Origin of the sequence: Sphingobacterium sp. UBA7038, from assembly GCF_002494055.1 — a bacterium.
In the GTDB taxonomy this organism is placed as follows: Bacteria; Bacteroidota; Bacteroidia; order Sphingobacteriales; family Sphingobacteriaceae; genus Sphingobacterium; species Sphingobacterium multivorum.
The window spans coordinates 1-21,195 of sequence record NZ_DLAV01000004.1 but is presented as its reverse complement, the minus strand read 5'-3'; the positions used below and the strand labels follow the sequence as shown (position 1 = coordinate 21,195).

Below are 21,195 nucleotides of genomic sequence, written 5' to 3'. Positions count from 1 at the left end.
CGTGTGATTTTAATGATTTACAAATTGAATGAATTCGAAAGCAAAAATTAGGATGCCAATACTAATTAAAAAGTACCCAAAAATACCTTTCAATTTTGCTGCATCTAATTTGTCTTTCCATTTGGAACCAATTTGGAGGCCTATTAAAGTGATTAACGTAAAGGTAACCAATATAAACCAATTCATATGTTCCAGGAACTGATAATTCGCGATCAAACCGAATGAAGCGTTTAAACCGATTATAAACAACGAAGTGGCAATGGCCTGTTTAAGTGGGATTCCTAAGAGTAAAACGAGGGCAGGTACAATGATAAAGCCTCCTCCCGCGCCCACCAAGCCAGTCATGATACCGACGAGCAATCCGACGAGGAAAACGTTGAAAATCTGACCAATTCCGCTTCTGAATTGATCGTGCTGAACCTGTTTACGTTTTCGCACCATTGCTGTTGCAGAAATCAGAATCACCATCGAGAAAAGTAACATGATGATATGGTTTCTGGAAACCGCTATTTCGCCCAGGTGAAATGACTCTGGTATGGCTACAAGCAGATAACGCTTGGTCAGAAAGACAGAAATTAGCGATGGAAAGAGAAAAATGGCAGTAGTTTTCAGATCAATTTCTCTTTTTTTCAACGGAGAAATTGATCCGACCAAGGCTAATATTCCTATAGAAAACAGCGAATAGTCCAATGCATATTGAGGTTCTATATGAAAAATATAAACAAAGATGGGCAATGTTAGAATACTTCCGCCGCTACCCATCAAGCCCATTGATAGCCCGACCAGAACAGCTAATATAAAACCAGCTATAAATATTAATTCCATGTTCTCTTTCTAAAATTTAAACTCCAGGTACAGGCCTCAGATTTCGGATATATGAGGTAGTTTCATAACAAAGTCTGTTCAACTTAATGCGGCAACTTATTGCGCAACAGCCCATAAAGCCAAGTACCCAACAAAGCAAAAAGAAGGACGATTCCAATAGTCCAATAACCGGCACCGATTAGGGCAAACATGGGGCCCGGACACGCACCTGTCAATGCCCATCCCAAGCCAAAGATTGTTCCTCCGACCAGGTATCGTGTAATACTTTTGTCTTTGTCATAGAATGCTATTTGCATCCCGTTACTATCTTTGATTCGCTTTCTCTTGATGATCTGTACGATTATAATTGCTGTGGTCAGTGCTGTACCGATGATGCCATACATATGAAAGGAACGAAATTGAAACATTTCGTAGATTCTATACCATGACGCGGCCTCCGATTTGTATAAGATGATTCCAAACAATATACCGATGAAAATAAATTTTAGTGCTTTCATTTATGCGAAAATTAGTGGGAATAAAAAATGAACCATGATGATCCCGCCTAGGAAGAAACCTATAACAGCAATCAAAGAAGGAAGCTGAAAATTGCTAAGTCCAGAAATAGCATGGCCTGATGAACATCCACCAGCATAGCGTGTTCCAAATCCAATCAATACACCGCCAATACTTAAAATTAGAAACTGAAACAAAGATCCGTCGAAAACGAATATGGATTCAGGAAGGTAGCCTTGTAGCTGGTCGATAATACCCAGCTCTTTTAGGTCGGCAATACTTTTGGGATTAATCTGGCTTGCAGCGCCATCGCTCAGAAAATGATGTGCAATAAAACCGCCAATGGCTGTCCCGAGTACCACCAATAAATTCCATGATTGGGTCTTCCAATCGAATCTGAAAAAAGAGGAAGTTTTTCCGGCACCTAATACAGTACACATGGTGCGTAGATTATTGGACATGCCAAAATCCTTCCCCTGTTTGAGCAGCAGGTACATGACTAGCGCAATTAAAGGTCCTGAAATATACCAGGGCCATGGTTGTTTAATGTATTCCAATAGCATAACAATGTTCTTAAGTGATGTTACAAAGGTACATACTGCCTTTGCAAAAGCCTGTAACAAATGTTACCGAAGGAAGAAAGAATTTATAGGTCGTAATATTCGATGTCTGCGGTCTTTAAGGCTTCGGTTAGCAGAGGAAGATCATCTTCTTTTTGAAACAATTTGTTGCGCCAAGTACGAAAAGCCGGTCCTTTGTTTTGGTTGATAATGATCAGGTTTCCGCCAGAACGTTTAAGATTCCTGATATGAGAAATATTATTCAGAGGGAAAACGATTGTTTTTTTAGCATTGCTTATCTGCAGTGTATTTTCGTCCAAGACCCAAGTCGATGATAAAGTCGAACACTTTATGGCCAAATACAGTGCTAAAGGGATTATTAAAAGAGCAACAATAATCTTGAGAATTTCTTGTATGGGAACTTTAGACATGACCATTCCGATCAAAAAGATTGAAACCAGCAAGATTAACATGTATTTTCCACGATGCAATGTCGACAAGTGGAATGTCTGTGGATTACTCTTCATATTTCTTGATAAACTTCCCTTTTGCGTCAATATAGTAAAAATTCTCTAGATCCTCCGTTACAAGCGCTAGCCCGTTTTCAAAAGCTTGGGCATTCTGAAATTTAATTGGGACCACGACTTTTCCTGTGTAATCAATGTATCCATACTTGTCGTCTTTAAAGGCCAGAAGAAGTTTCTCTCCTGCAAAAGACAGAAATTCATAGTCCTTCTTAAGTTGATTGTGCCCCGTTTTATTAATAAGCTGGTAGGATTGGTTTACTATAATTAACGCGAGATTATCGCGATAATCTGAAATGGTCTCATATTTGGCAGGAAGTAAAACAGTGCCTTTTTGATCAATAATACCCGTGTATTCTCCTTCCGTAAAAAGTCCATATGCTGGGCTAGGTACTGAAATAAAGTCATACTTCGCTTTCAGCAATATTTTACCGTTTGTATCCAGAAGTCCATACTTAAGATCGCTCATATAAACCACAGGACCGCCTTCGGTTTCTAAACTGAGCGATTCATATTGACATGGAATAACTTCTTTGCCATGGAGGTCTATCAAGCCAAACATTTGCGCTGCATCGTTTACGATGGCATAGTCTCCTACATAGCTATATATTGCCGTATATTTTGCTGGTGTTAATTTGTTTCCTAAGCTGTCCTGTACACCAAAATATGATGTGCTGGAATCTTGATACCAAGATAGATGGTCGTTTAACGTGGAATCTACAGCTTCATCTGTAGCTTCACCTTCTTCGTAATCCGCTGGAATTTCAAAGAGCGATTGGTCGAATGGTATCTCCTCGACTTTAGTGGCCTGAATTCCTAAACCCGCCGATCCGATATAGAGCGCTGCCCCAGGTACTTTTTCGAGATAATCGTAAGTGCCCCAGTATAACTTTGGTAATTTGGGTGCATACCAAACGGTAATTTCTGTTTGTTGGTCTTGACTACCTGTTAGATTGAATGTTGCTTTTTCGCAGGTGATTCCTGCAATTATTTTCTTTTGATTAGGAATTAAGCTGATCTCAAAATCCCCTGAATAGGCATAATTATCGCCTTCGTTTGCGAAAGTCTCAATGAGTTTGCCCGTGGCCAGTTCTGTTGCGGTATAGGTTTTATTTACTTCATCCAGTAGAAAAGAACTGCCTTCGCGGATATTGCTGATCTGTATCGATTTTCCAAATAATAAACTTTCAATGCGCATCTGGTCTTTCGCGATGAAGGCCTGCATTAACGCTTCATTATTTCCAGCCAATATTTTGATGAATTCTGAAGATGCCGTATCTGTTCCCGTTTCAGGATCAGCAAATTGGTATGAAATTTTATATAGTTTCTCCTGAGCATGTCCTTGTCCTATAAGGAGTAAAAACGCAAACTGTAAACAAAGGATAAATTGTTTCATTGTGTGATTTTGAGCTACAAAAATATTGAAATTCAATTGATTTTTGAAATAATCTTTCGTTATTTGTGGAAATTCTTTCAAAAATAGATATTATTGTATTCGAATGCTTAAATCCGGTTTTTGGTCTGTGCTTATTTTTTTGGGGATAGACGTAGCCTCGTCCTTTGAGTAGAGACCTAGAGGGGGACATATTTTTTATATCATGTAAAGTAAATTGATATTAGGGCGGTGGTTAAGGGATCTTGAGGGTGTATGTGTTTTTATACTTATTTTATGTGTTATTATCATATAATCGTCAAGAAAAAGCGAAAATAATTTAAGAATGTAGCTTTTTGAGAAAAGGTGACATGTTAATTTTGTATTTTACAAACCTCGAATTTTTTACTGTTTAAAAGAGATACCTGTGGAACTATTACTAATTGAGGACGAACCATCTGTCATATCATTGATCGAAAGAGGCTTAAAAGAAGAAGGCTATCATATTAGTATTGCTATGGACGGTTATACTGGTCTAAAAATGGCGGGATTGAATCATTATGACCTCATCCTGTTGGATGTAATGTTGCCTGGTATGAATGGTTTGGATGTCTGTAAAAACATTCGGATGTCAAACAACGAAGTCCCTATTATTATCTTGACGGCATTAAATCAAACGGAGGACATCGTCGAGGCATTTGACAGGGATGCGGATGATTACTTGACGAAGCCCTTCCGTTTAGAGGAATTAAAGGCTCGAATCAGCCGCTACAGCCGCAAATCCAAAACAGTGACCGAGCAGAAAAATATATTGGTATTTGACGATCTTCAATTGGATAGAGACAGCAAATCGGTTCAACGTGCCAATTCTCCTATTATTCTTACCGCTACTGAATTTCGTCTACTTGAATTTTTAATGCTCAATCGAAATAAGGTATTGAGCCGGATCGATATCCTGGAGGAAGTATGGGGTATGGATGTTGACTTAAGTACCAATGTTGTTGACGTATATGTGAATTACCTTCGGAAAAAGATCGATAAACAATTTTCGCGTAAACTTATCCATACAGTGATTAGTATGGGCTATGTAATCCGTCATGAAAATTAGGACCAAAATAGTTCTTCTATTTTCGATCATCAGTACCCTGCTGCTTGTTGTTTTTGCCATTTATGTGTCTTATTTCACGTACGACAGTCTGCAAACTAAATTTTTTCATCGGCTAGAAGAGAATGCCGTGATTGTTGGAGATCACATCGTCCATCAGAAGGATGAAAATAGAGCGCTCTATATTCAGGTAAAACGTAAATACCTGAAACAGTTATCTGAGGGAACAGACCATCTTATTCGTGTTGTTAAAGGAAGTGATCGTGTTCAAATGCGGCCTGAGTTGCCCATGCCCGAAACATTCTATACCGACGTAATTCGCCATGGAAAGGGAAGATACATGCATGGTAAGACTGCTTTTGTAGCGGTATTCTTTCAAGATCATCTTCACCACGAGAATTTGATTGTTGTATCGGAAGGGATCGATGATTACGGTCATGAGGAACAGTGTCAATTGGATCGGACACTGATCACAGGTGGGATTTTGGCGATTTTTTTAATCGTACTCATGTCTTTTTACTTTGCTGACCGATTATTGAAACCTATTAAAGATATCAACAATGATTTAGATAAAGTTGATATCGCCCATTTAGACCATCGCCTGTTCAGTAAATTCAGTAATAGCAAAGATGAATTGGGTGTTTTGATTGCGAACTTAAATTCAATGCTTAACCGATTGGATATTTCGGTTCAATCGCAACAGAGTTTTATCGGAAATGCCTCACATTCGCTAAAAACCCCACTTACAATTATTGGGGGAGAAGCCGAATTGGCGCAACAGCTCTTGTCGAAAGAGCATGAAGCCTATTATTCCCTGGAGACTATCGCAAAATATGCGGATAAAATGGAGTTGATTATCAATAATCTTTTGCAGCTATCTCGCATGGGTTTCAAGGGGGAAGTGGACAATAAAGAAATTATTCGAATTGACGAGTTACTCTATGAAATTTATAAAGCGGAAAAAAGTATTCATAAGGACCTCAAGCTTTCTTTTGATCTAACGGAAATCCCGGAAGATAGTGATGAACTTACGGTTTTGGCGAATCCGGATCTGTTTTTTATTGCCTTTAGCAATATTATTTCAAATGCATTTAAGTACGGCAATGGACTGCAGGTTGGCGTAGCAATAAGTAGCGATAGCAAAAATATTACGATAAAAGTGTTTGATCAAGGGATCGGTATTCCTAAAAAAGACCAGCCACATATTTTTACCTCTTTTTACCGTGCTTCTAATGTCGGTGATATCTATGGCAATGGTTTGGGGCTTGTTTTAGCCAAAAATATCTTTGACCTCCATGGTGCTGAATTGCTCCTCCATTCAGCGGAAGGTCAAGGCACTTTGGTCGTTGTTACAATCCCAAAAACTCCTTTCTAATTTCATTTTAATCTCATCCTTATTCCATTTTTAGGTGGCTGTGATATACTTGTACCGGAGATAAGTATAAAGCATGGATCTATCTTGTTGTTTTGAATCGAATTCTGTTTTGAAACTGCGGGATGGCTTCTTTACCCTAGAGGAATACACTATAAGGATGAAAAAAACACGTTTACTTTTTACAACACTTGGGATTGGCGTAGCATCATTGCATGCGCAGGAGCAGGTCCAAACGGACTCTGTTCAGGCACAGAGAAGCAGCTTGCTACTGAAAGAACCCGCGAGAGCAAAATCATTTCAATTGGATGTCCTGTTAAGAGCAGGTCTGCAAACGGACAATGGCGAGGGTGCTTCTCAAGCAAAAGCAAACCTTGATGACGCCCGTATTCTGATGAGCGGGGAATACAATGATCGATTATCCTATAAAGTACGTTTTCGCCTCAATAGGTCATTTGCTCCAACGAGTCAGGATAATGGATCGCGTGCCTTGGATATGGCTTATATTAAGTACAAGTTTGGCAAGGATCTCAAATGGTCTGTTACGGCCGGTAAACAAAGTGCAATGGTCGGGAGTTATGAGTTCGAAAATAACCCAATTTACGAATATAAGTTCACAGACTATGTAGACCGTATATTGAATCTCTTCGTCGTCGGAGGAATGTTATCCTATGAAGTCAACCCGAATCATTCGTTGCATGCCCAAGTTTACAACACAACCAATGATAGTTTTATGGAGCTTCATACAAAAAATGGTTTTGCTGTAGGTGATTTGGAACGCTCTACTGTGCCTATGGGAGCCTATTTCACATGGGTGGGTGCATTTATGGACAAACGTTTTAATACGAAATGGTCTTACAACATCGCTCAGTTCGCAAAGGGACATACCAATCATGCCATTTCATTAGCGAATAAATTCAAAACAGCAAAGCAGATGCTATATCTTGATTTACAGTACTCTTATCTTGCTGTCGATCATGCAATGATTGCATCTTCCGCGATCAACGAATTTTATGGTCGAACTGGCGAGAACCGTGTATTGGCCAAAGATGTAAACTACAGCTCTGCCATACTGCGCTATGATCAATTTTTGAGTAAAAAATGGGAGCTGGCGTTGAAAGGTGGCTATGAGATTGCGGGATCGCGGGATGATAAGCAACTCGGCAAGAATTTTCGCCAAAACTGGACCTATTTTGCGGCTTTGCAACATAAGCCGTTTCATAACCAGGATCTTCGGTTCTATCTAGGTTACGTCGGTAACACCGTAAACTATAAGGACTATATGGATATGGCCAAGAGTCAGTACAACCGCTTAGCCTTTGGGGCATATTTTACCATTCCAGTTTTATAATAATTCCTTTAACAAATTAACAAATAACTATTTTTTTATGCGTTTAACACCGAGAGAAACAGAAAAGCTGCTGTTGCATTTGGCCGGCGAATTGGCGGCTAAGCGATTGAAACGCGGGGTAAAATTAAATTATCCAGAGTGTATCGCTTACATCAGTGCCCAGATCATGGAGGAGGCTAGGGACGGGAGGTCTGTGGCGGACTTAATGTCTTATGGTACTACTTTATTGAAAAGGAGCCAAGTCATGGAAGGAGTCCCCGAAATGATCCATGATGTTCAAATCGAAGTAACTTTTCCGGACGGTACTAAATTGGTGACTGTCCATGATCCTATTCGTTAATAAATATTGAATGATATGATTCCAGGAGAATACATTTTAAAAAAAGAGGAAATCAAAGCTAATGTTGGGCACAGAACCACAAGCATCGTTGTGAAAAATGAAGGTGACCGACCTATTCAGGTGGGTTCACACTATCATTTCTTTGAAGCCAACAAGTTGCTTTCCTTCGACAGAGAGAAAGCGTTTGGGATGCGCTTGAATATTCCAGCCAGTACCGCTGTTCGTTTTGAACCAGGGGAACAAAAATCAGTTGTTCTGGTTGAATTTGGCGGAAGTAAGGAAATCCACGGTTTTAATGGATTGACAAATGGTAAGTATACAGATCAATCGGTGAAAAGCAAAGCCATTGATAAAATGAAAAAATTAAAATTCAGACAATCGAAGTAACTATGGGAGGATGGAATAGACGCGAATGGATTAAAGTCGTAGGACTCACCACGTTGGGAACTACTGTTGGTCTACATGCGCTTGGTTTAGATAAACTAGGTTTAGATAAATCATCTGTAAAATATGTTGATGGGGAACTTTATATCCCAAGAGACAAATATGCTGCTCTTTTTGGACCCACCACTGGAGATAAGGTTCGTCTGGCAGATACAGAGCTTTTCATTGAAATTGAAAAAGATTTCAATGTTTACGGAGAAGAGAACAAGTTTGGCGGTGGTAAAACCATTCGTGACGGTATGGGACAATCTGCCCGTGCCTTGCGTGATGAGGGGGTATTGGATTTTTGCATCACTAATGTCATTATCATCGACCACTGGGGTATCGTAAAAGGTGATATCGGAATTAAGGATGGTAAAATTGTCGGTATTGGTAAAGCTGGAAACCCAGATGTACAGGATGGTGTAACCGAGGGCATGATCATCGGTGCGTCTACGGAAGTACATGGGGGAGCAGGCTATATACTAACTGCCGGCGGTATTGATACGCACATTCACTTTATCTCGCCGCAACAGATTGAAACAGCCCTATATTCTGGAGTAACCACGTTCATTGGTGGCGGTGCGGGACCAGCCGACGGAACACTGGCCACGACAGTGACTTCAGGAAAGTGGTATATCGAGCGTATGTTTGAAGCTTTTGAAAACCTTCCTATCAATGTTGGCTTTTTCGGAAAAGGTAACGTATCGACCACTAAACCTATCGAAGAACAAATTGAAGCTGGAGCACTGGGCGTCAAAATCCATGAAGATTGGGGGGCTACTCCGGCAACAATTGATGCGGCATTGAAAGTTGCTGATAAATACGATGTACAAGTCGCAATCCATACCGACACGTTGAATGAAGCCGGTTTCCTGGAAGATACTGTTGCCGCCATAGATGGTCGTGTAATCCATACTTTCCACACGGAAGGAGCTGGCGGTGGACACGCTCCGGATATTATTAAGATCGCCATGTATCCCAATATCCTCCCTGCATCTACCAATCCAACAAAACCTTTTACGGTAAATACTGCTGAAGAACATTTGGACATGTTGATGGTCTGCCATCACTTGGATAAAAATGTGAAAGAAGATGTAGCATTTGCTGATTCACGTATCCGTCCTCAGACCATCGCTGCCGAAGATATTTTGCAAGACATGGGTGTATTCTCCATTATGAGTTCGGATAGCCAAGCGATGGGACGTGTGGGAGAGGTTATTTCCCGTACATTCCAAACGGCCCATAAGATGAAAATCCAACGCGGCCCTTTAGCTGAAGATAAAGGCAAAGAAAATGATAACTTCCGTGTCAAACGTTATGTATCTAAATTTACAATCAACCCTGCTAAAGCACATGGTATTGATCAATATATCGGTTCGATTGAAAAAGGAAAGTATGCCGATTTGATCCTTTGGAAACCGGAATTATTTGGTGTAAAGCCCGAGTTGATCATCAAAGGAGGTATGATTTTGGGTGCTAAAATGGGGGACGCCAATGCGTCGATTCCGACACCACAGCCTATTATTTATAGGCCAATGTTTGGAAATTACGGTAAAGCAGTTTCAAAACTATGCTTCAATTTCGTTTCGAAAATTTCGTTGGAGAACGGAAATATTCAAAAATTGAATTTATCGCGTAAATGTCTGCCTGTGGAGGGATGTCGTACGGTGATGAAAAAAGATATGGTCCATAATCATGCTACACCAAATATCGTCGTTAATCCAGAAACATACGAAGTGACAGTAGATGGTGTGTTGGCAACCTGTGAACCGTTGAAGGAACTTCCAATGGCCCAACGGTACTTCTTATTCTAATTGGTTATTTATGTTGTTAGCAAGAGACATTAAGGGGAATATTTGGACCGATGGCACCGATCAGGACGGCGTTGAACTTGATTTTTTGGAACTCGAATGGTTCGATACGGAAAGACGTATTATCCGGGGCTTCACTGTTGCAGGCCGCGAAATAGGCTTTAAAAATTTAGGAACGGAATCCTTGTTCGACGGTGATATTTTGTTTGAAACAAAGGACCTGCGCATCGCTGTTCGAATATTGCCCTGTCCTTGCCTTGTTGTACGCCCCAAAAACCTCTTGGATATGGCTCGGATATGTCTCGAAATTGGCAATAAACATATCCCTGTTTTCATAAACGCTGCACATGAAATTATTGCAGCGTATGAAAACCCCCTCTGGGAAATCTTAGAAAGGGCCGGTTTTACACCGACGAAAGAGTTACGGGTGATTGAAAGAACCCATACTTTACGCATACATCAGTATGCTGTAGTCCAGCATAAAATTACCTTGGCCAAGGGGCTTTAATACTTAATTAATAACGATTACATATGAATCCATTGTTGACATTAATGCAGATTAACGACTCTGTATTTCCGATTGGAGGCTTCACACATTCCTATGGCTTGGAAACCTATATCAATAAAGAGATTGTACATGATGCTAAAACAGCAAAAGAATATGCACAGACTTTATTGGAGCATAGCTTCTATTACAACGATGCCGCTTTTTTTCATAAGGCCTGGCAATTGTGTGAATCAAGAGCAACCAAGAAAAAGATCGCTGAACTGGATGCATTAATTACTGCTTTCAAAGCCCCCTATGAGATTCGGGATGCCAGTAAAAAATTGGGAATACGGTTTTTGAAATTAACAGAAAAGTTAAAACCGGTCAAGCGTTGTTCGGCTTATCTAAAGGCTATCAATGCGCAAGAACTGCATGGTCACTATGCAATGGCATTTGCCATGTTTGCCCATGCACAGGAAATTAGTTATGCAGACGCACTGAGCGCTTTTTATTATAATTCTTTGAATGGTATTATGACGAATTGTGCCAAACTGGTTCCCATTAGCCAAATGGATGCACAGCAGATTTTGTTTAAACTGCAGCCCTTGATTAATAAATTGGTCGGATTACAGCCCGAACTGGATGAGGATCTAATTGGAAATTGTTGTATCGCTCAGGATATTCGATGCATGCAACATGAAAAATTATACACGAGAATTTACATTTCGTAAAAAAATTGAAATAAAGATGTCTAAGAGAAATTACGTGAAAATTGGTGTTGCTGGTCCTGTGGGCTCTGGCAAGACGGCACTTATTGAACGGTTGACACGTTCGATGTCGGCAGATTATAGTATTTGTGTTGTAACGAATGATATTTATACGCGTGAGGACGCGATGTATCTACAGCAGAATTCGGCACTGCCCGCTGAACGTATTATTGGTGTTGAAACAGGAGGTTGCCCGCATACGGCAATCCGTGAAGATGCTTCGATGAATATTGAAGCTGTAGAAGAATTAGCGCATCGTTTTGAGGATGTGGAACTGATATTTGTTGAAAGTGGGGGTGATAATCTGACAGCCACGTTTAGTCCGGATCTAGCCGATTTGACCATATTCGTTCTTGATGTTGCTGAAGGCGAAAAAATGCCACGTAAAGGCGGGCCAGGTATTACGCGCTCGGATCTGTTGTTGATCAATAAAATAGACCTTGCCCCTTATGTAAATGCGGACTTGGAAGTGATGCGTCAGGACACCATCCGCATGCGCGGTGAACGACCATTTATTTTTACAAACTTAATGACTTTAGAAGGTTTGGAAGATGTAAAATCATGGATCAAAAAGTATGCTTTGTTGGAGCCTGTAGGCTAAATTTTATCGTATATGGATAGCAAAATCGTATTAAATGTTGCCAAAGAGGACGGCAGAAGCAGATTGAAGGAGAGTTATCATAATGCACCTTATAAACTAACGCATTATGGCGCTGCAGGATTGACCAACCATTTGGAAATGATCATCATGAGTGCATCGCCTGGTATTATGGATACGGATTATTTGCATATTGATGTTCGTGTGAAAAAAGATGCACAATTGAAGCTTTTTACACAGTCCTTCAATAAGCTTCACCCCATGAAAACGGGAGCAAAGCAACATACGGATGTGCATGTGGATGCCGGAGGCCTATTTCATTACATTCCACACCCAGTAACGCCGTTTAAGGATTCTATTTTCAAGGCAAGCAATCATATTCACTTGGCTGAAGATGCGGTTTTGATGTGGGGGGATATTATTAGTGTGGGTAGAATCCACATGAAAGAGGCATTTGAGTTCGATAGTCTGCATACGCAAACCAAGATTTTTAGAAATGGTAAACTGTCTTTTATTGACAATCAGGTTTTGCGGCCCAAAAGTCAGCCGATACAGAAGATGTTGTTTTTTGAGGGATACACCCATCAGGCCACTTTTGTGTTCTCGGCTCTTTTTGCGCAAGAATTAAAATATGAATTGGATGAAATCTTAACTGTCGAATACAACGATATTTCTTATGGTTTTACACAGGCTTCAAAAGATGTGGTTATCCTGCGTGCTTTGGGTACTGATGGAGAGTTATTGTACGACTTCTTACACATGTTGGGCCAATTGTGTTGGGATTTTACACAATATAAGCTTTCTGAAAAGAAGGAAGAGACAACAGTTGAAGCGATAGCGGAAGATGAGAAATCGAAGGCCGAGGAAATCAGCGTCATTGAACAGCGCAAACCCCGTCGAAAAAGTAAGCCCGAGTTGATGGAAGCTGTCGTGGTGGAAGGAACTAATTATGCATAAGGAGAGCCTGCACGAGGAGATATGGATTGATGTTATCCCTGATTTTGACCAATTGAAGCTGGGCCGCGATTCAGATATTTTGGATCTTTCCTATTATGAAGTAAATAAGCGCGTTATCCAGCGAAAAACAAGAAAGGGTAATCTGGTGCGCATACAGCGCGATGATAGCAGCGCACTGCGTTCAGGACAGTGTATTTATCATCGCGGTGATTTATTTATCCAGGTCAACATTTTACCTTGTCTTTGTGTATTGTTGGATTGTCAGAATCTATCAGTTGTGGGCGAGTTCTGCTTCGACGTGGGCAATCGGCATCTGCCAGTTTATCTCAAAGCAGATGGGCGATTTGCTGTTTCCTATGACGGACGTCTCTATCAGGCGCTAAAAGAAAAATACAAGGGCTTTATCACGTTGGAAAATACGATTTTGGAACCTGATGAGCAGATTACCTACATTCGTAGGCCTATCCTCGAATGATGAAATGTTGGTTTTAGCGAAAAATTGCGCATTTTTGTCGCTATGAAATTTGGCGAGGAATTGCAAGCATGGTATCGACAGCATAAACGAGATCTGCCGTGGCGAGAAACAAAAGATGCCTACAAAATATGGCTTTCTGAAATTATTCTGCAACAGACTCGTGTCGAACAGGGCTTACCCTATTATGTACGTTTTGTCGAGCGATTTAAGAATGTTGTGGAATTTGCGAATGCAGAAGAAGATGATATTCTCCATCTTTGGCAAGGTCTGGGTTATTATTCTCGAGGACGGAACATGCATAAGGCTGCCCGAATTGTTCGCGATCAGTATCAGGGTGTCTTTCCGGTAGATTATCAAACATTAATAACGCTTCCGGGAATAGGTGAGTATACTGCTGCGGCGATATCTTCTTTTGCGAACGATGAAGCCCAGGCGGTATTGGATGGAAATGTGTTTCGTGTACTAGCGCGATACTATGGCATAGAAACACCTATCAATTCTACAGAAGGAAAGAAGATTTTTACAGCTATCGCTAAAGAAAATCTTGATCGTAAACACCCGGCATTGTATAATCAGGCAATTATGGATTTTGGGGCTACCCATTGTAAGCCCAAGCTGCCTTTATGTGAATTCTGTATGTTTCGTCCTTCCTGTTATGCGCTGAGTCAGGGGCAGGTAGAGCAGTTGCCTGTAAAGCTTAAAGCCAAGGCAAGTAAAGATAGATACTTTAATTATTTTATCTTGAAGGACAACGATCGGATACTGATGTCCAAACGCGGTGCAAGTGACGTTTGGCAGAACCTATATGAGTTTCCGCTTTTGGAGTCTAACTACAGCTTGTCTATTCCGGATGTTCTTAGCGATGAGTGGTTTATTTCCTGTTTCGGCCCCGATGCACAACTTTATGTTTTACAGCAGCAGACAAAACATATCCTGAGTCATCAGAATATCTACGCGACAATTTTTGAGGTGCGGTTAAAAGGCGATCTAATTCAAAAAAAATCCAATTGGGATTATGTATTTCTAAAAGATTTAGATAAATTAGCTAAACACAAGTTGATCTTTACCTTTTTGGAAAGGTCAAATTTTTAACCATTTATGCTTTTAAATTATGTCAGGAGTTAACAAAGTCATTTTAGTGGGACATCTTGGAAAAGATCCCGAAATTCGCTATTTAGAAGGTAATGTCTCTGTTGCCAGTTTTCCATTGGCAACATCAGAAACGTATAACAAAGACGGGAAAAGAGTAGAACAAACCGAATGGCACAATATTGTAATGTGGCGAGGTCTGGCTGACGTGGCTGTAAAATATCTAACAAAGGGGAAGTTAGTTTATATTGAAGGTCGACTGCGGACGCGTACTTATGAGGATAAGGAGGGTATTAGACGATATGCTACAGAGGTTGTCGCTGAAACCTTCACGCTTTTAGGTCGTAAATCGGATTTTGAACCGAATGCTGGTGTAAGTGCTGGTAATACAGCAAACACGCAGGCGCAAAAAGTCGAAGATAAGGAAGTGGAGGTCGATTTTACGGAGAATGATCAGGAGGATAATCCATTACCATTTTAAGCTGAAGAATTTGAGATTATGTAAAAACTTTACATGTATAATAACTATTGTAAAATCATCGATAAAACAAAAGAGCAGGCAACTAAGCCCGCTCTTTTGTTTTATCAGCGTTTTAGCCGTATAATCTGATTCCTTTCTCCCAAGCGAGCATGCTGTTTCTGTTGTGATGTTTTTAATGCCCGGTCGAAGTTCAAAATTTCTTTTTGGTGGAAATTTTGGCTATGTTTGCTCTAATTATGTTGCAAGATAGAATTACGCAGTATACTGAAGAGATTAAGGCATTTGCGCCAGCTTCTTCAGCCGATGTAGAAAATTTCAGATTGAAGTTTTTGGTTTCCAAAGGGATTGTGAAAAATCTTTTTGATGAATTCAAAACAGTTACGCCTGAAGAGAAGCGTACTTTGGGAAAAGTGTTGAATGAATTTAAGCAGTTAGCAGAAAATACATTCAAAGAAGCACAAGAAAAGTTCGGGTCTGGTGAGAAGCAAAAATCCCAGGAACTAGCGGGTGATTTAACATTGCCTGGTCAAGGTTTTCAGCTGGGGTCTAGACATCCCATCTCTTTAGTTCGTAAAGAAATTGTTGAAATTTTCAAGAAATTAGGCTTTATTGTATCAGAAGGACCGGAAATTGAAGATGATTGGCATAATTTCTCCGCACTAAATTTTCCGCCGGAACATCCTGCGCGTGATATGCAAGATACTTTCTTTATCAAAAAACAAGAAGGTAATGACATTACATTGAGAACGCACACCTCTTCGGTTCAGGTGCGTTTAATGGAAGCCGGTAAACCGCCATTTCGTGCGATAATGCCTGGACGTGTTTATAGAAATGAAGCTATATCAGCCCGTGCGCACTGTTTCTTTCATCAGGTAGAAGGTTTATATGTAGACGAAAATGTTTCTTTTGCCGATTTGAAACAAACGTTATATCATTTTGTTCAAGAGATGTATGGTGAAGGTACCAAAGTGCGTTTCCGTCCGTCCTATTTTCCTTTCACTGAACCTTCGGCCGAAATGGATATCTCCTGTACAATCTGCAAGGGGGCAGGGTGTAACTTGTGTAAGTACTCTGGCTGGGTAGAAATTTTAGGTTGCGGTATGGTCGATCCTAACGTGCTTGATAACTGTGGTATCGATAGTAAAAAGTATTCTGGTTTTGCTTTTGGTATGGGAATAGAACGTATCACAAACCTTAAATATGTGATTAAAGACTTACGTCTTTTCTCAGAAAATGACACACGTTTCTTGTCTCAATTTGAGACTGAATTAATATAAATTATTCATTGTAAAGATTGTGGCATCACATTATTCTCTACGATAACTAGGCAAGAGAACAATGTGATGCTTTTTGGTCTTTAGGCTTTGTAGATGACTTTCAACATTCGTACGATCTAACGTATATGGAACCAGATTATATTATTGAATCCATAAAAAGAACAGCACGTGAGCTCTTTCGTCAAAATGGCTATCATAAAACCAGTGTGAACACATTGGCAAAAAAAGCTAAGATTGCGAAGGCGACAGTGTACAAGTATTTTGATAGTAAAGAAATGATCCTGCATGCCATTCTCATGGATTATCTTCGTGCGAGTCTGCAGGATATTTTGAAAACAACCAAATATGAAGATGATATGGCTTCGTTTTTGGCTTCAACAATATTGCGGGTAAGCCGACTGACCTATACGGCTTGCAATGAATTGATCGGCTGGGAATTTATCCGGGAATCTGCAAACGCCCAAGAATATTTAAAAACGCTGTCTGAAGATTTGGAGTTTCTGCTCTTAAGTACATTCATTCAGAATGAAAAGATAAATGAAGCGATTAGCGAAGAGAAGCTAACCTTTTTGATCAAGTCCAGTAAAAGTATTGTGTTTTCTTTTGCTTTTACGGCTGTCTCAGATGCCGATGTGCGGAAAAACTTTATTTCGTTTCAGAAAGAAATCCTTCCTTATCTTGTTCAGGCAACAGTTCAGTAAAGTTGTTATAACGCGCGCATCCCTTTCTAATTCGCGACGTTATGTCCATTGCTGAAAAAGGTTTACATCTTATCTTTTTTGCATGCTCACTTTTTTATGATGCTCTGCAACGTTCATGCTGTTGCCGGGTTGTATTCGTATTGTGTTCGTACCACCTTCGGAGATGAACACTCTTGCAACTATTATTGACCTGACTCGGAACAGATAATTCCTGTTCAGAGTCAGGTCAGAATCTGGTCAGTATTGGTACACAATCTGTATCGCATCCGAATAAGGTACGAACAATGTCCGAATCTGATCCCCGTATTTTATTCGCTTGAAACTTATCATACCCGTCAGGTACTCGTTTATGCCAGTGATAATCAATGGCTATAAATCATTTATGCAGATGAAAAATCGGTATAAATTTGTATTTTTGCACCCTATGAGTAGAAGAATTCCGCAAGAGAAAAAGTTCTTGAAAGATATTGCCATCATTGATATTGCCGAAGAGGGTAGAGGTGTTGGAAAAACCGAAGATTTGGTTTTGTTTGTAGAAAAAGCTGTTCCCGGTGATGTTGTTGACGTGGAGCTTATGCGCAAGAAAAAGAATTTTGCGGAAGCTCGGGTAACCAGTTTAAAAGAGGCTTCATCTTATCGCGTAGATCCGTTTTGTGAACATTTCGGTGTGTGTGGTGGATGTAAATGGCAGCATATGACCTATGATGCTCAATTAAAATTCAAGCAACAATCTGTCGATAATGCCCTATCGCGTATTGGGAAAGTGGATACTTCAGCGATGGAAAGTATCTTGGGCTCTGCGCAAACGGAATACTATAGAAATAAATTAGAATATACATTTTCCAACAAAAAATGGTTGACTTCAGTTGATGAAGATGCGTCCCAATTGGAAATGAATGCGCTAGGTTTTCACGTGCCAGGGCGTTTTGATAAGATTTTAGATATTGATCATTGTTTTTTGCAAGAAGATCCGTCAAATGAAGTTCGCAACAGCATTCGTGATTTTGCGCTTAGTCAAGGTATGACGTTCTACGATCTGCGTGAACACACCGGTGTATTGCGCAATTTGATTATCCGTATCTCGTCTACCGGGGAGATGATGGTGATCGTTGTGTTTGCATATCCTGAAGAAGGACAGGTTGAGTTGTTGATGGAATTTGTTAAAGAAAAGTTTCCTCAAGTCGCTTCCTTGTTATATATCGTAAACCAGAAACGCAATGATACAATCTTCGACCAGGATATTCATGTATATGCAGGTCGTGACTTTATCTATGAGGAGATGGAGGGCTTGCGTTACAAAGTGGGGCCTAAGTCGTTCTATCAAACAAACTCTGCACAAGCGTATGAGCTGTATAAAATCACACGTGACTTTGCCAATTTAAAGGGGGATGAGCTGGTGTATGATTTGTATACAGGAGCAGGTACAATTGCAAACTTTGTCGCTAAGAAGGCAAGAGAAGTTGTGGGTGTAGAGTATGTTCCCACTGCCATTGAGGACGCTAAAGTGAATTCGTCGATCAATGATATCACGAATACAAAGTTTTACGCCGGTGATATGAAAGATGTGTTGACCCCTTCCTTTATCGCCGAACACGGTAAACCGGATGTGGTTATTACCGATCCACCACGTGCAGGAATGCACGCTGACGTTGTAGCGCGTTTGTTAGAAATGGAATCGCCGCGTATTGTATATGTCAGTTGTAATGCTGCTACACAGGCCCGCGATTTGGTGTTGTTAGGCGAAAAATATGAGGTGAAGCGGATCAAGCCGGTAGATATGTTTCCGCATACGCAACACGTTGAGAATGTCGTTTTATTGGAGTTAAAGAAGTAATAGGATACCATATGGAAGTAGAAGATTTATTTGCAGGATCTGCAAGAGAAGAAAATACAGCGTCTACAGCGCAAAGTCCATTGAAGAGTTTGCAGGTAGATCTCGATTTTTATAGTGAATCAATCCGTGAGGTAGCGCAGGAGATTGTTGAAGAAGGTTATTCTGACTATCCTATTTTTGTTGCACATCAGCATGAAGTTTCTGTTGGTGAACTGATATTGGATCGTAAAGAATTGGAAACAAAATGGAGTATAAATGCCTCTACATTGGAAGAGTTTGTAGAAATGGATATTATTCAAGAAGATCGTAAGGCTTCTTTTATTCAGAACTATAAACCTGCGAAAGACTATATGTGCTTATTTGTTGTCGTTGCTGAAGGCGCTAATTTTGTTTTTTATCCATACAAGTGATCAACAAAGAATATTTAAACTTTTTTAACAGTACAAGTGTCAAACTATTACTACTTTTAGCAAAGTAGGTTAGGTGTAACAGGGAATTAATAAATTGAAATAAATTATAAACTGTTCTTTACGGAAATGAATGTTTGACCCAATAAAATTGTTGAGAATCACAATCGCACTGAAACCAATTGGGGTAATTGAAGAGAAATATTAGGATGAAAATAATACAGATACATATATTAGGGCTTTTTTTACTGTTATTCACCTATTTCGGTGCTACTGCGCAACAGTTGCAGAAGGTTTCGGGGATGGTGCTGCAAAAAGGTAACGGTAATCGCATTGGAGATGCTGTGGTGCTTAATATGCGTACACACAGGTCTACGTTGAGTAACTCTTTTGGTGTTTTTACGATTGATGCATCGGTAGGAGATTCCTTGTCTTTTACAAAAGTTGGGTATTCACCGGTTAAAACTGTGCTGACCAACCTGAACGAGTTTTATGTGGAGTTGCAAGAAGGGATCCGATTGGAGACTGTCATCGTTGAACGAAAAACAAAGGAGGCCGAATTAAATGATGCCATGAGTAATTACGCTAAAAAGGGCGTTTATAATGGGGGTAAAAATAAGTTCGGGACCTATCTGGGTAGCCCGGCAACAGCGCTTTATAATCTTTTTGGACGGGAAGCCAAGAACGCCAAACGCTTTGGGCGTTTTATGGATAGGGAGAAGGATGAGTTGCAAGTTGATCGTATTTTTTCTCGGGAGGCTGTTAAAAACCTGACGAAACTGGATAGTACAGAATTAGATGCTTTTATGATACGCTATCGTCCATCGTTTGATCTTGCTGAGCATTGGGGACAGTACGATCTAATGCATTACGTACAGCAGTCTATGGACGACTTTAATGCCAAGGGAAGGCCTAAAGGGGCTCTTTTACCTGATATTGAAGTAAAGACTCAAGAAAAATAAAAACATTTTGCTTTTGTTACTGTTAGCTGATTGTAAGGTCGGAAAAGGTGATTTAAAATTTTGTAGCGTATCAACGTCATTTTCGGAAGTTTTAAGTGCCTTTTTTCGTGTTTTGTAACAAAAAAGTTGATAAAAATATCTTTTGGCACTTTGTTTGATTTTAGTAGAACGGTATTTAATTTGAATATTAAAAGTCTTAGATAGCATACATATGAAAATGAATAGAAAATTGGCTGTATTAGGTTTGACAGTTGCAACCTCAGCTATGTTATTTGGAAGTTGTTCTACCATCCAAAATACAAATAATACAACTAAAGGCGGCGTAATCGGTGGTGTTGCCGGTGGTGCATTGGGTGCATTGATCGGAGGTAAAGCTGGTAATACGGCAATAGGTACTTTGGCTGGTGCTGCCATTGGTGGTGCTGCAGGTGTATTGATCGGTAAAAAAATGGATAAGCAAGCCGCTGAGATTTCTAAAACTGTTGAAGGCGCGGAAGTTACACAATCTGCGGAAGGAATCGTGGTTAAGTTTGATTCAGGTATTTTATTCGATTTCAATAAATCAGATTTAAAAGCGTCAGCTAAAGATAATATCGCAAATTTGGTAACAACCTTGAACAAAGAACAAGGTACTGAAATCCTGGTTATCGGACATACAGATAATGTAGGTACGTTGGCTGCGAATGAAAAAGTGTCTTTGGACCGCGCAAATTCTGTACGTGCATTTGCGGTATCTAAAGGCTTAGCGTCTTCGCGTATTAGAACTGAAGGTAGAAACTTCTCTGAGCCAATTGCAAGTAACGATACGGAAGCAGGACGTGCTCAAAATCGTCGTGTTGAAATCGTGATTGTGGCAGGTGATCAAATGAAGAAAGAAGCAAAACAACAAGCAGGTCAATAAATCTGATTCAGGACTTTGGTCTTTTCGGAGTCTGTTTGACTTGATTGCGAATCATAGAAAGAAGCTGTCTCAAATTTA

General features: G+C 40.1%; 24 protein-coding genes. 19 read left to right on the top strand and 5 right to left on the bottom strand.

All coding sequences use genetic code 11. The features are described 5' to 3' along the window. Positions 1 to 9: 9 nt before the first annotated feature. The 5 genes from B3H30_RS00705 to B3H30_RS00685 form a co-directional block, all read right to left on the bottom strand. Complete coding sequence (locus tag B3H30_RS00705; RefSeq protein ID WP_070561668.1) at positions 10 to 825, bottom strand: sulfite exporter TauE/SafE family protein; 816 nt, start codon at positions 823 to 825, stop codon at positions 10 to 12. An 83-nt stretch (positions 826 to 908) separates the two neighbouring features. Next, complete coding sequence (locus B3H30_RS00700; protein ID WP_070561666.1) at positions 909 to 1,322, bottom strand: DUF6691 family protein; 414 nt, start codon at positions 1,320 to 1,322, stop codon at positions 909 to 911. Beyond that, positions 1,323 to 1,883 carry a YeeE/YedE family protein gene (locus B3H30_RS00695; RefSeq protein WP_254667645.1) on the bottom strand — a complete coding sequence of 187 codons (561 nt, stop codon included), beginning with the start codon at positions 1,881 to 1,883 and terminating at the stop codon, positions 1,323 to 1,325. It abuts the gene before it with no gap. Positions 1,884 to 1,966: 83 nt separating this feature from the next. Continuing rightward, a complete protein-coding gene (locus B3H30_RS00690) occupies positions 1,967 to 2,407 on the bottom strand; it encodes a hypothetical protein (protein ID WP_083295783.1) in 441 nt (146 codons plus the stop codon). Next, the gene (locus B3H30_RS00685) at positions 2,397 to 3,800 is read right to left on the bottom strand and encodes a WG repeat-containing protein (protein ID WP_139144889.1); all 1,404 of its coding nucleotides are present in this window, start codon (positions 3,798 to 3,800) and stop codon (positions 2,397 to 2,399) included. The genes B3H30_RS00690 and B3H30_RS00685 overlap by 11 nt, the downstream gene beginning before the upstream one ends. Before the next feature lie 403 nt (positions 3,801 to 4,203). Between B3H30_RS00685 and B3H30_RS00680 the strand changes: the two genes are divergently transcribed. The 19 genes from B3H30_RS00680 (at position 4,204) to B3H30_RS00590 (ending at position 21,117) form a co-directional block, all read left to right on the top strand. After that, the gene (locus B3H30_RS00680) at positions 4,204 to 4,884 is read left to right on the top strand and encodes a response regulator transcription factor (protein ID WP_070561662.1); all 681 of its coding nucleotides are present in this window, start codon (positions 4,204 to 4,206) and stop codon (positions 4,882 to 4,884) included. After that, positions 4,874 to 6,256, top strand: coding sequence for a sensor histidine kinase (locus tag B3H30_RS00675; protein WP_070561660.1), 1,383 nt, complete (start codon positions 4,874 to 4,876; stop codon positions 6,254 to 6,256). The genes B3H30_RS00680 and B3H30_RS00675 overlap by 11 nt, the downstream gene beginning before the upstream one ends. A 157-nt stretch (positions 6,257 to 6,413) precedes the next feature. After that, positions 6,414 to 7,604, top strand: a complete 1,191-nt coding sequence (locus B3H30_RS00670; RefSeq protein WP_070561658.1) for a porin — start codon at positions 6,414 to 6,416, stop codon at positions 7,602 to 7,604. A gap of 37 nt (positions 7,605 to 7,641) precedes the next feature. Continuing rightward, complete coding sequence (gene ureA, locus B3H30_RS00665) at positions 7,642 to 7,944, top strand: urease subunit gamma (protein WP_046674789.1); 303 nt, start codon at positions 7,642 to 7,644, stop codon at positions 7,942 to 7,944. Between the two features lie 15 nt (positions 7,945 to 7,959). Next, on the top strand, positions 7,960 to 8,331 hold the full coding sequence (ureB, locus tag B3H30_RS00660; RefSeq protein ID WP_070561656.1) for an urease subunit beta: 372 nt from the start codon (positions 7,960 to 7,962) through the stop codon (positions 8,329 to 8,331). A gap of 2 nt (positions 8,332 to 8,333) precedes the next feature. Continuing rightward, complete coding sequence (ureC, locus tag B3H30_RS00655) at positions 8,334 to 10,184, top strand: urease subunit alpha (protein ID WP_046674791.1); 1,851 nt, start codon at positions 8,334 to 8,336, stop codon at positions 10,182 to 10,184. 10 nt (positions 10,185 to 10,194) lie between these two features. Beyond that, a complete protein-coding gene (locus B3H30_RS00650) occupies positions 10,195 to 10,689 on the top strand; it encodes an urease accessory protein UreE (RefSeq protein ID WP_112373965.1) in 495 nt (164 codons plus the stop codon). 23 nt (positions 10,690 to 10,712) lie between these two features. Continuing rightward, a complete protein-coding gene (locus tag B3H30_RS00645) occupies positions 10,713 to 11,399 on the top strand; it encodes an urease accessory protein UreF (RefSeq protein WP_070561653.1) in 687 nt (228 codons plus the stop codon). A gap of 16 nt (positions 11,400 to 11,415) precedes the next feature. Continuing rightward, the gene (gene ureG, locus B3H30_RS00640) at positions 11,416 to 12,036 is read left to right on the top strand and encodes an urease accessory protein UreG (protein ID WP_046674969.1); all 621 of its coding nucleotides are present in this window, start codon (positions 11,416 to 11,418) and stop codon (positions 12,034 to 12,036) included. 12 nt (positions 12,037 to 12,048) lie between these two features. Further along, positions 12,049 to 12,990: an urease accessory protein UreD gene (locus B3H30_RS00635; RefSeq protein ID WP_112373964.1), complete on the top strand. Its 942-nt coding sequence runs from the start codon at positions 12,049 to 12,051 to the stop codon at positions 12,988 to 12,990. Then, entirely contained in the window at positions 12,983 to 13,465 is a 483-nt protein-coding gene (locus tag B3H30_RS00630) for a hypothetical protein (RefSeq protein ID WP_053003768.1), read from the top strand. The genes B3H30_RS00635 and B3H30_RS00630 overlap by 8 nt, the downstream gene beginning before the upstream one ends. A 42-nt stretch (positions 13,466 to 13,507) precedes the next feature. Then, positions 13,508 to 14,557: an A/G-specific adenine glycosylase gene (gene mutY / locus B3H30_RS00625; RefSeq protein WP_286832985.1), complete on the top strand. Its 1,050-nt coding sequence runs from the start codon at positions 13,508 to 13,510 to the stop codon at positions 14,555 to 14,557. A gap of 19 nt (positions 14,558 to 14,576) precedes the next feature. Then, entirely contained in the window at positions 14,577 to 15,035 is a 459-nt protein-coding gene (locus B3H30_RS00620) for a single-stranded DNA-binding protein (protein WP_046674796.1), read from the top strand. A 236-nt stretch (positions 15,036 to 15,271) separates the two neighbouring features. Beyond that, positions 15,272 to 16,312: a phenylalanine--tRNA ligase subunit alpha gene (gene pheS / locus B3H30_RS00615; protein ID WP_046674797.1), complete on the top strand. Its 1,041-nt coding sequence runs from the start codon at positions 15,272 to 15,274 to the stop codon at positions 16,310 to 16,312. A 125-nt stretch (positions 16,313 to 16,437) separates the two neighbouring features. Continuing rightward, positions 16,438 to 17,013 carry a TetR/AcrR family transcriptional regulator gene (locus B3H30_RS00610; RefSeq protein WP_046674798.1) on the top strand — a complete coding sequence of 192 codons (576 nt, stop codon included), beginning with the start codon at positions 16,438 to 16,440 and terminating at the stop codon, positions 17,011 to 17,013. Between the two features lie 424 nt (positions 17,014 to 17,437). Then, entirely contained in the window at positions 17,438 to 18,847 is a 1,410-nt protein-coding gene (rlmD, locus tag B3H30_RS00605) for a 23S rRNA (uracil(1939)-C(5))-methyltransferase RlmD (protein ID WP_070561796.1), read from the top strand. An 11-nt stretch (positions 18,848 to 18,858) separates the two neighbouring features. Continuing rightward, entirely contained in the window at positions 18,859 to 19,257 is a 399-nt protein-coding gene (locus B3H30_RS00600; RefSeq protein ID WP_070561647.1) for a hypothetical protein, read from the top strand. A 206-nt stretch (positions 19,258 to 19,463) separates the two neighbouring features. Beyond that, the gene (locus B3H30_RS00595; RefSeq protein ID WP_070561645.1) at positions 19,464 to 20,216 is read left to right on the top strand and encodes a hypothetical protein; all 753 of its coding nucleotides are present in this window, start codon (positions 19,464 to 19,466) and stop codon (positions 20,214 to 20,216) included. A 211-nt stretch (positions 20,217 to 20,427) separates the two neighbouring features. Beyond that, positions 20,428 to 21,117 carry an OmpA family protein gene (locus B3H30_RS00590; RefSeq protein ID WP_172462318.1) on the top strand — a complete coding sequence of 230 codons (690 nt, stop codon included), beginning with the start codon at positions 20,428 to 20,430 and terminating at the stop codon, positions 21,115 to 21,117. Positions 21,118 to 21,195: the final 78 nt, after the last annotated feature.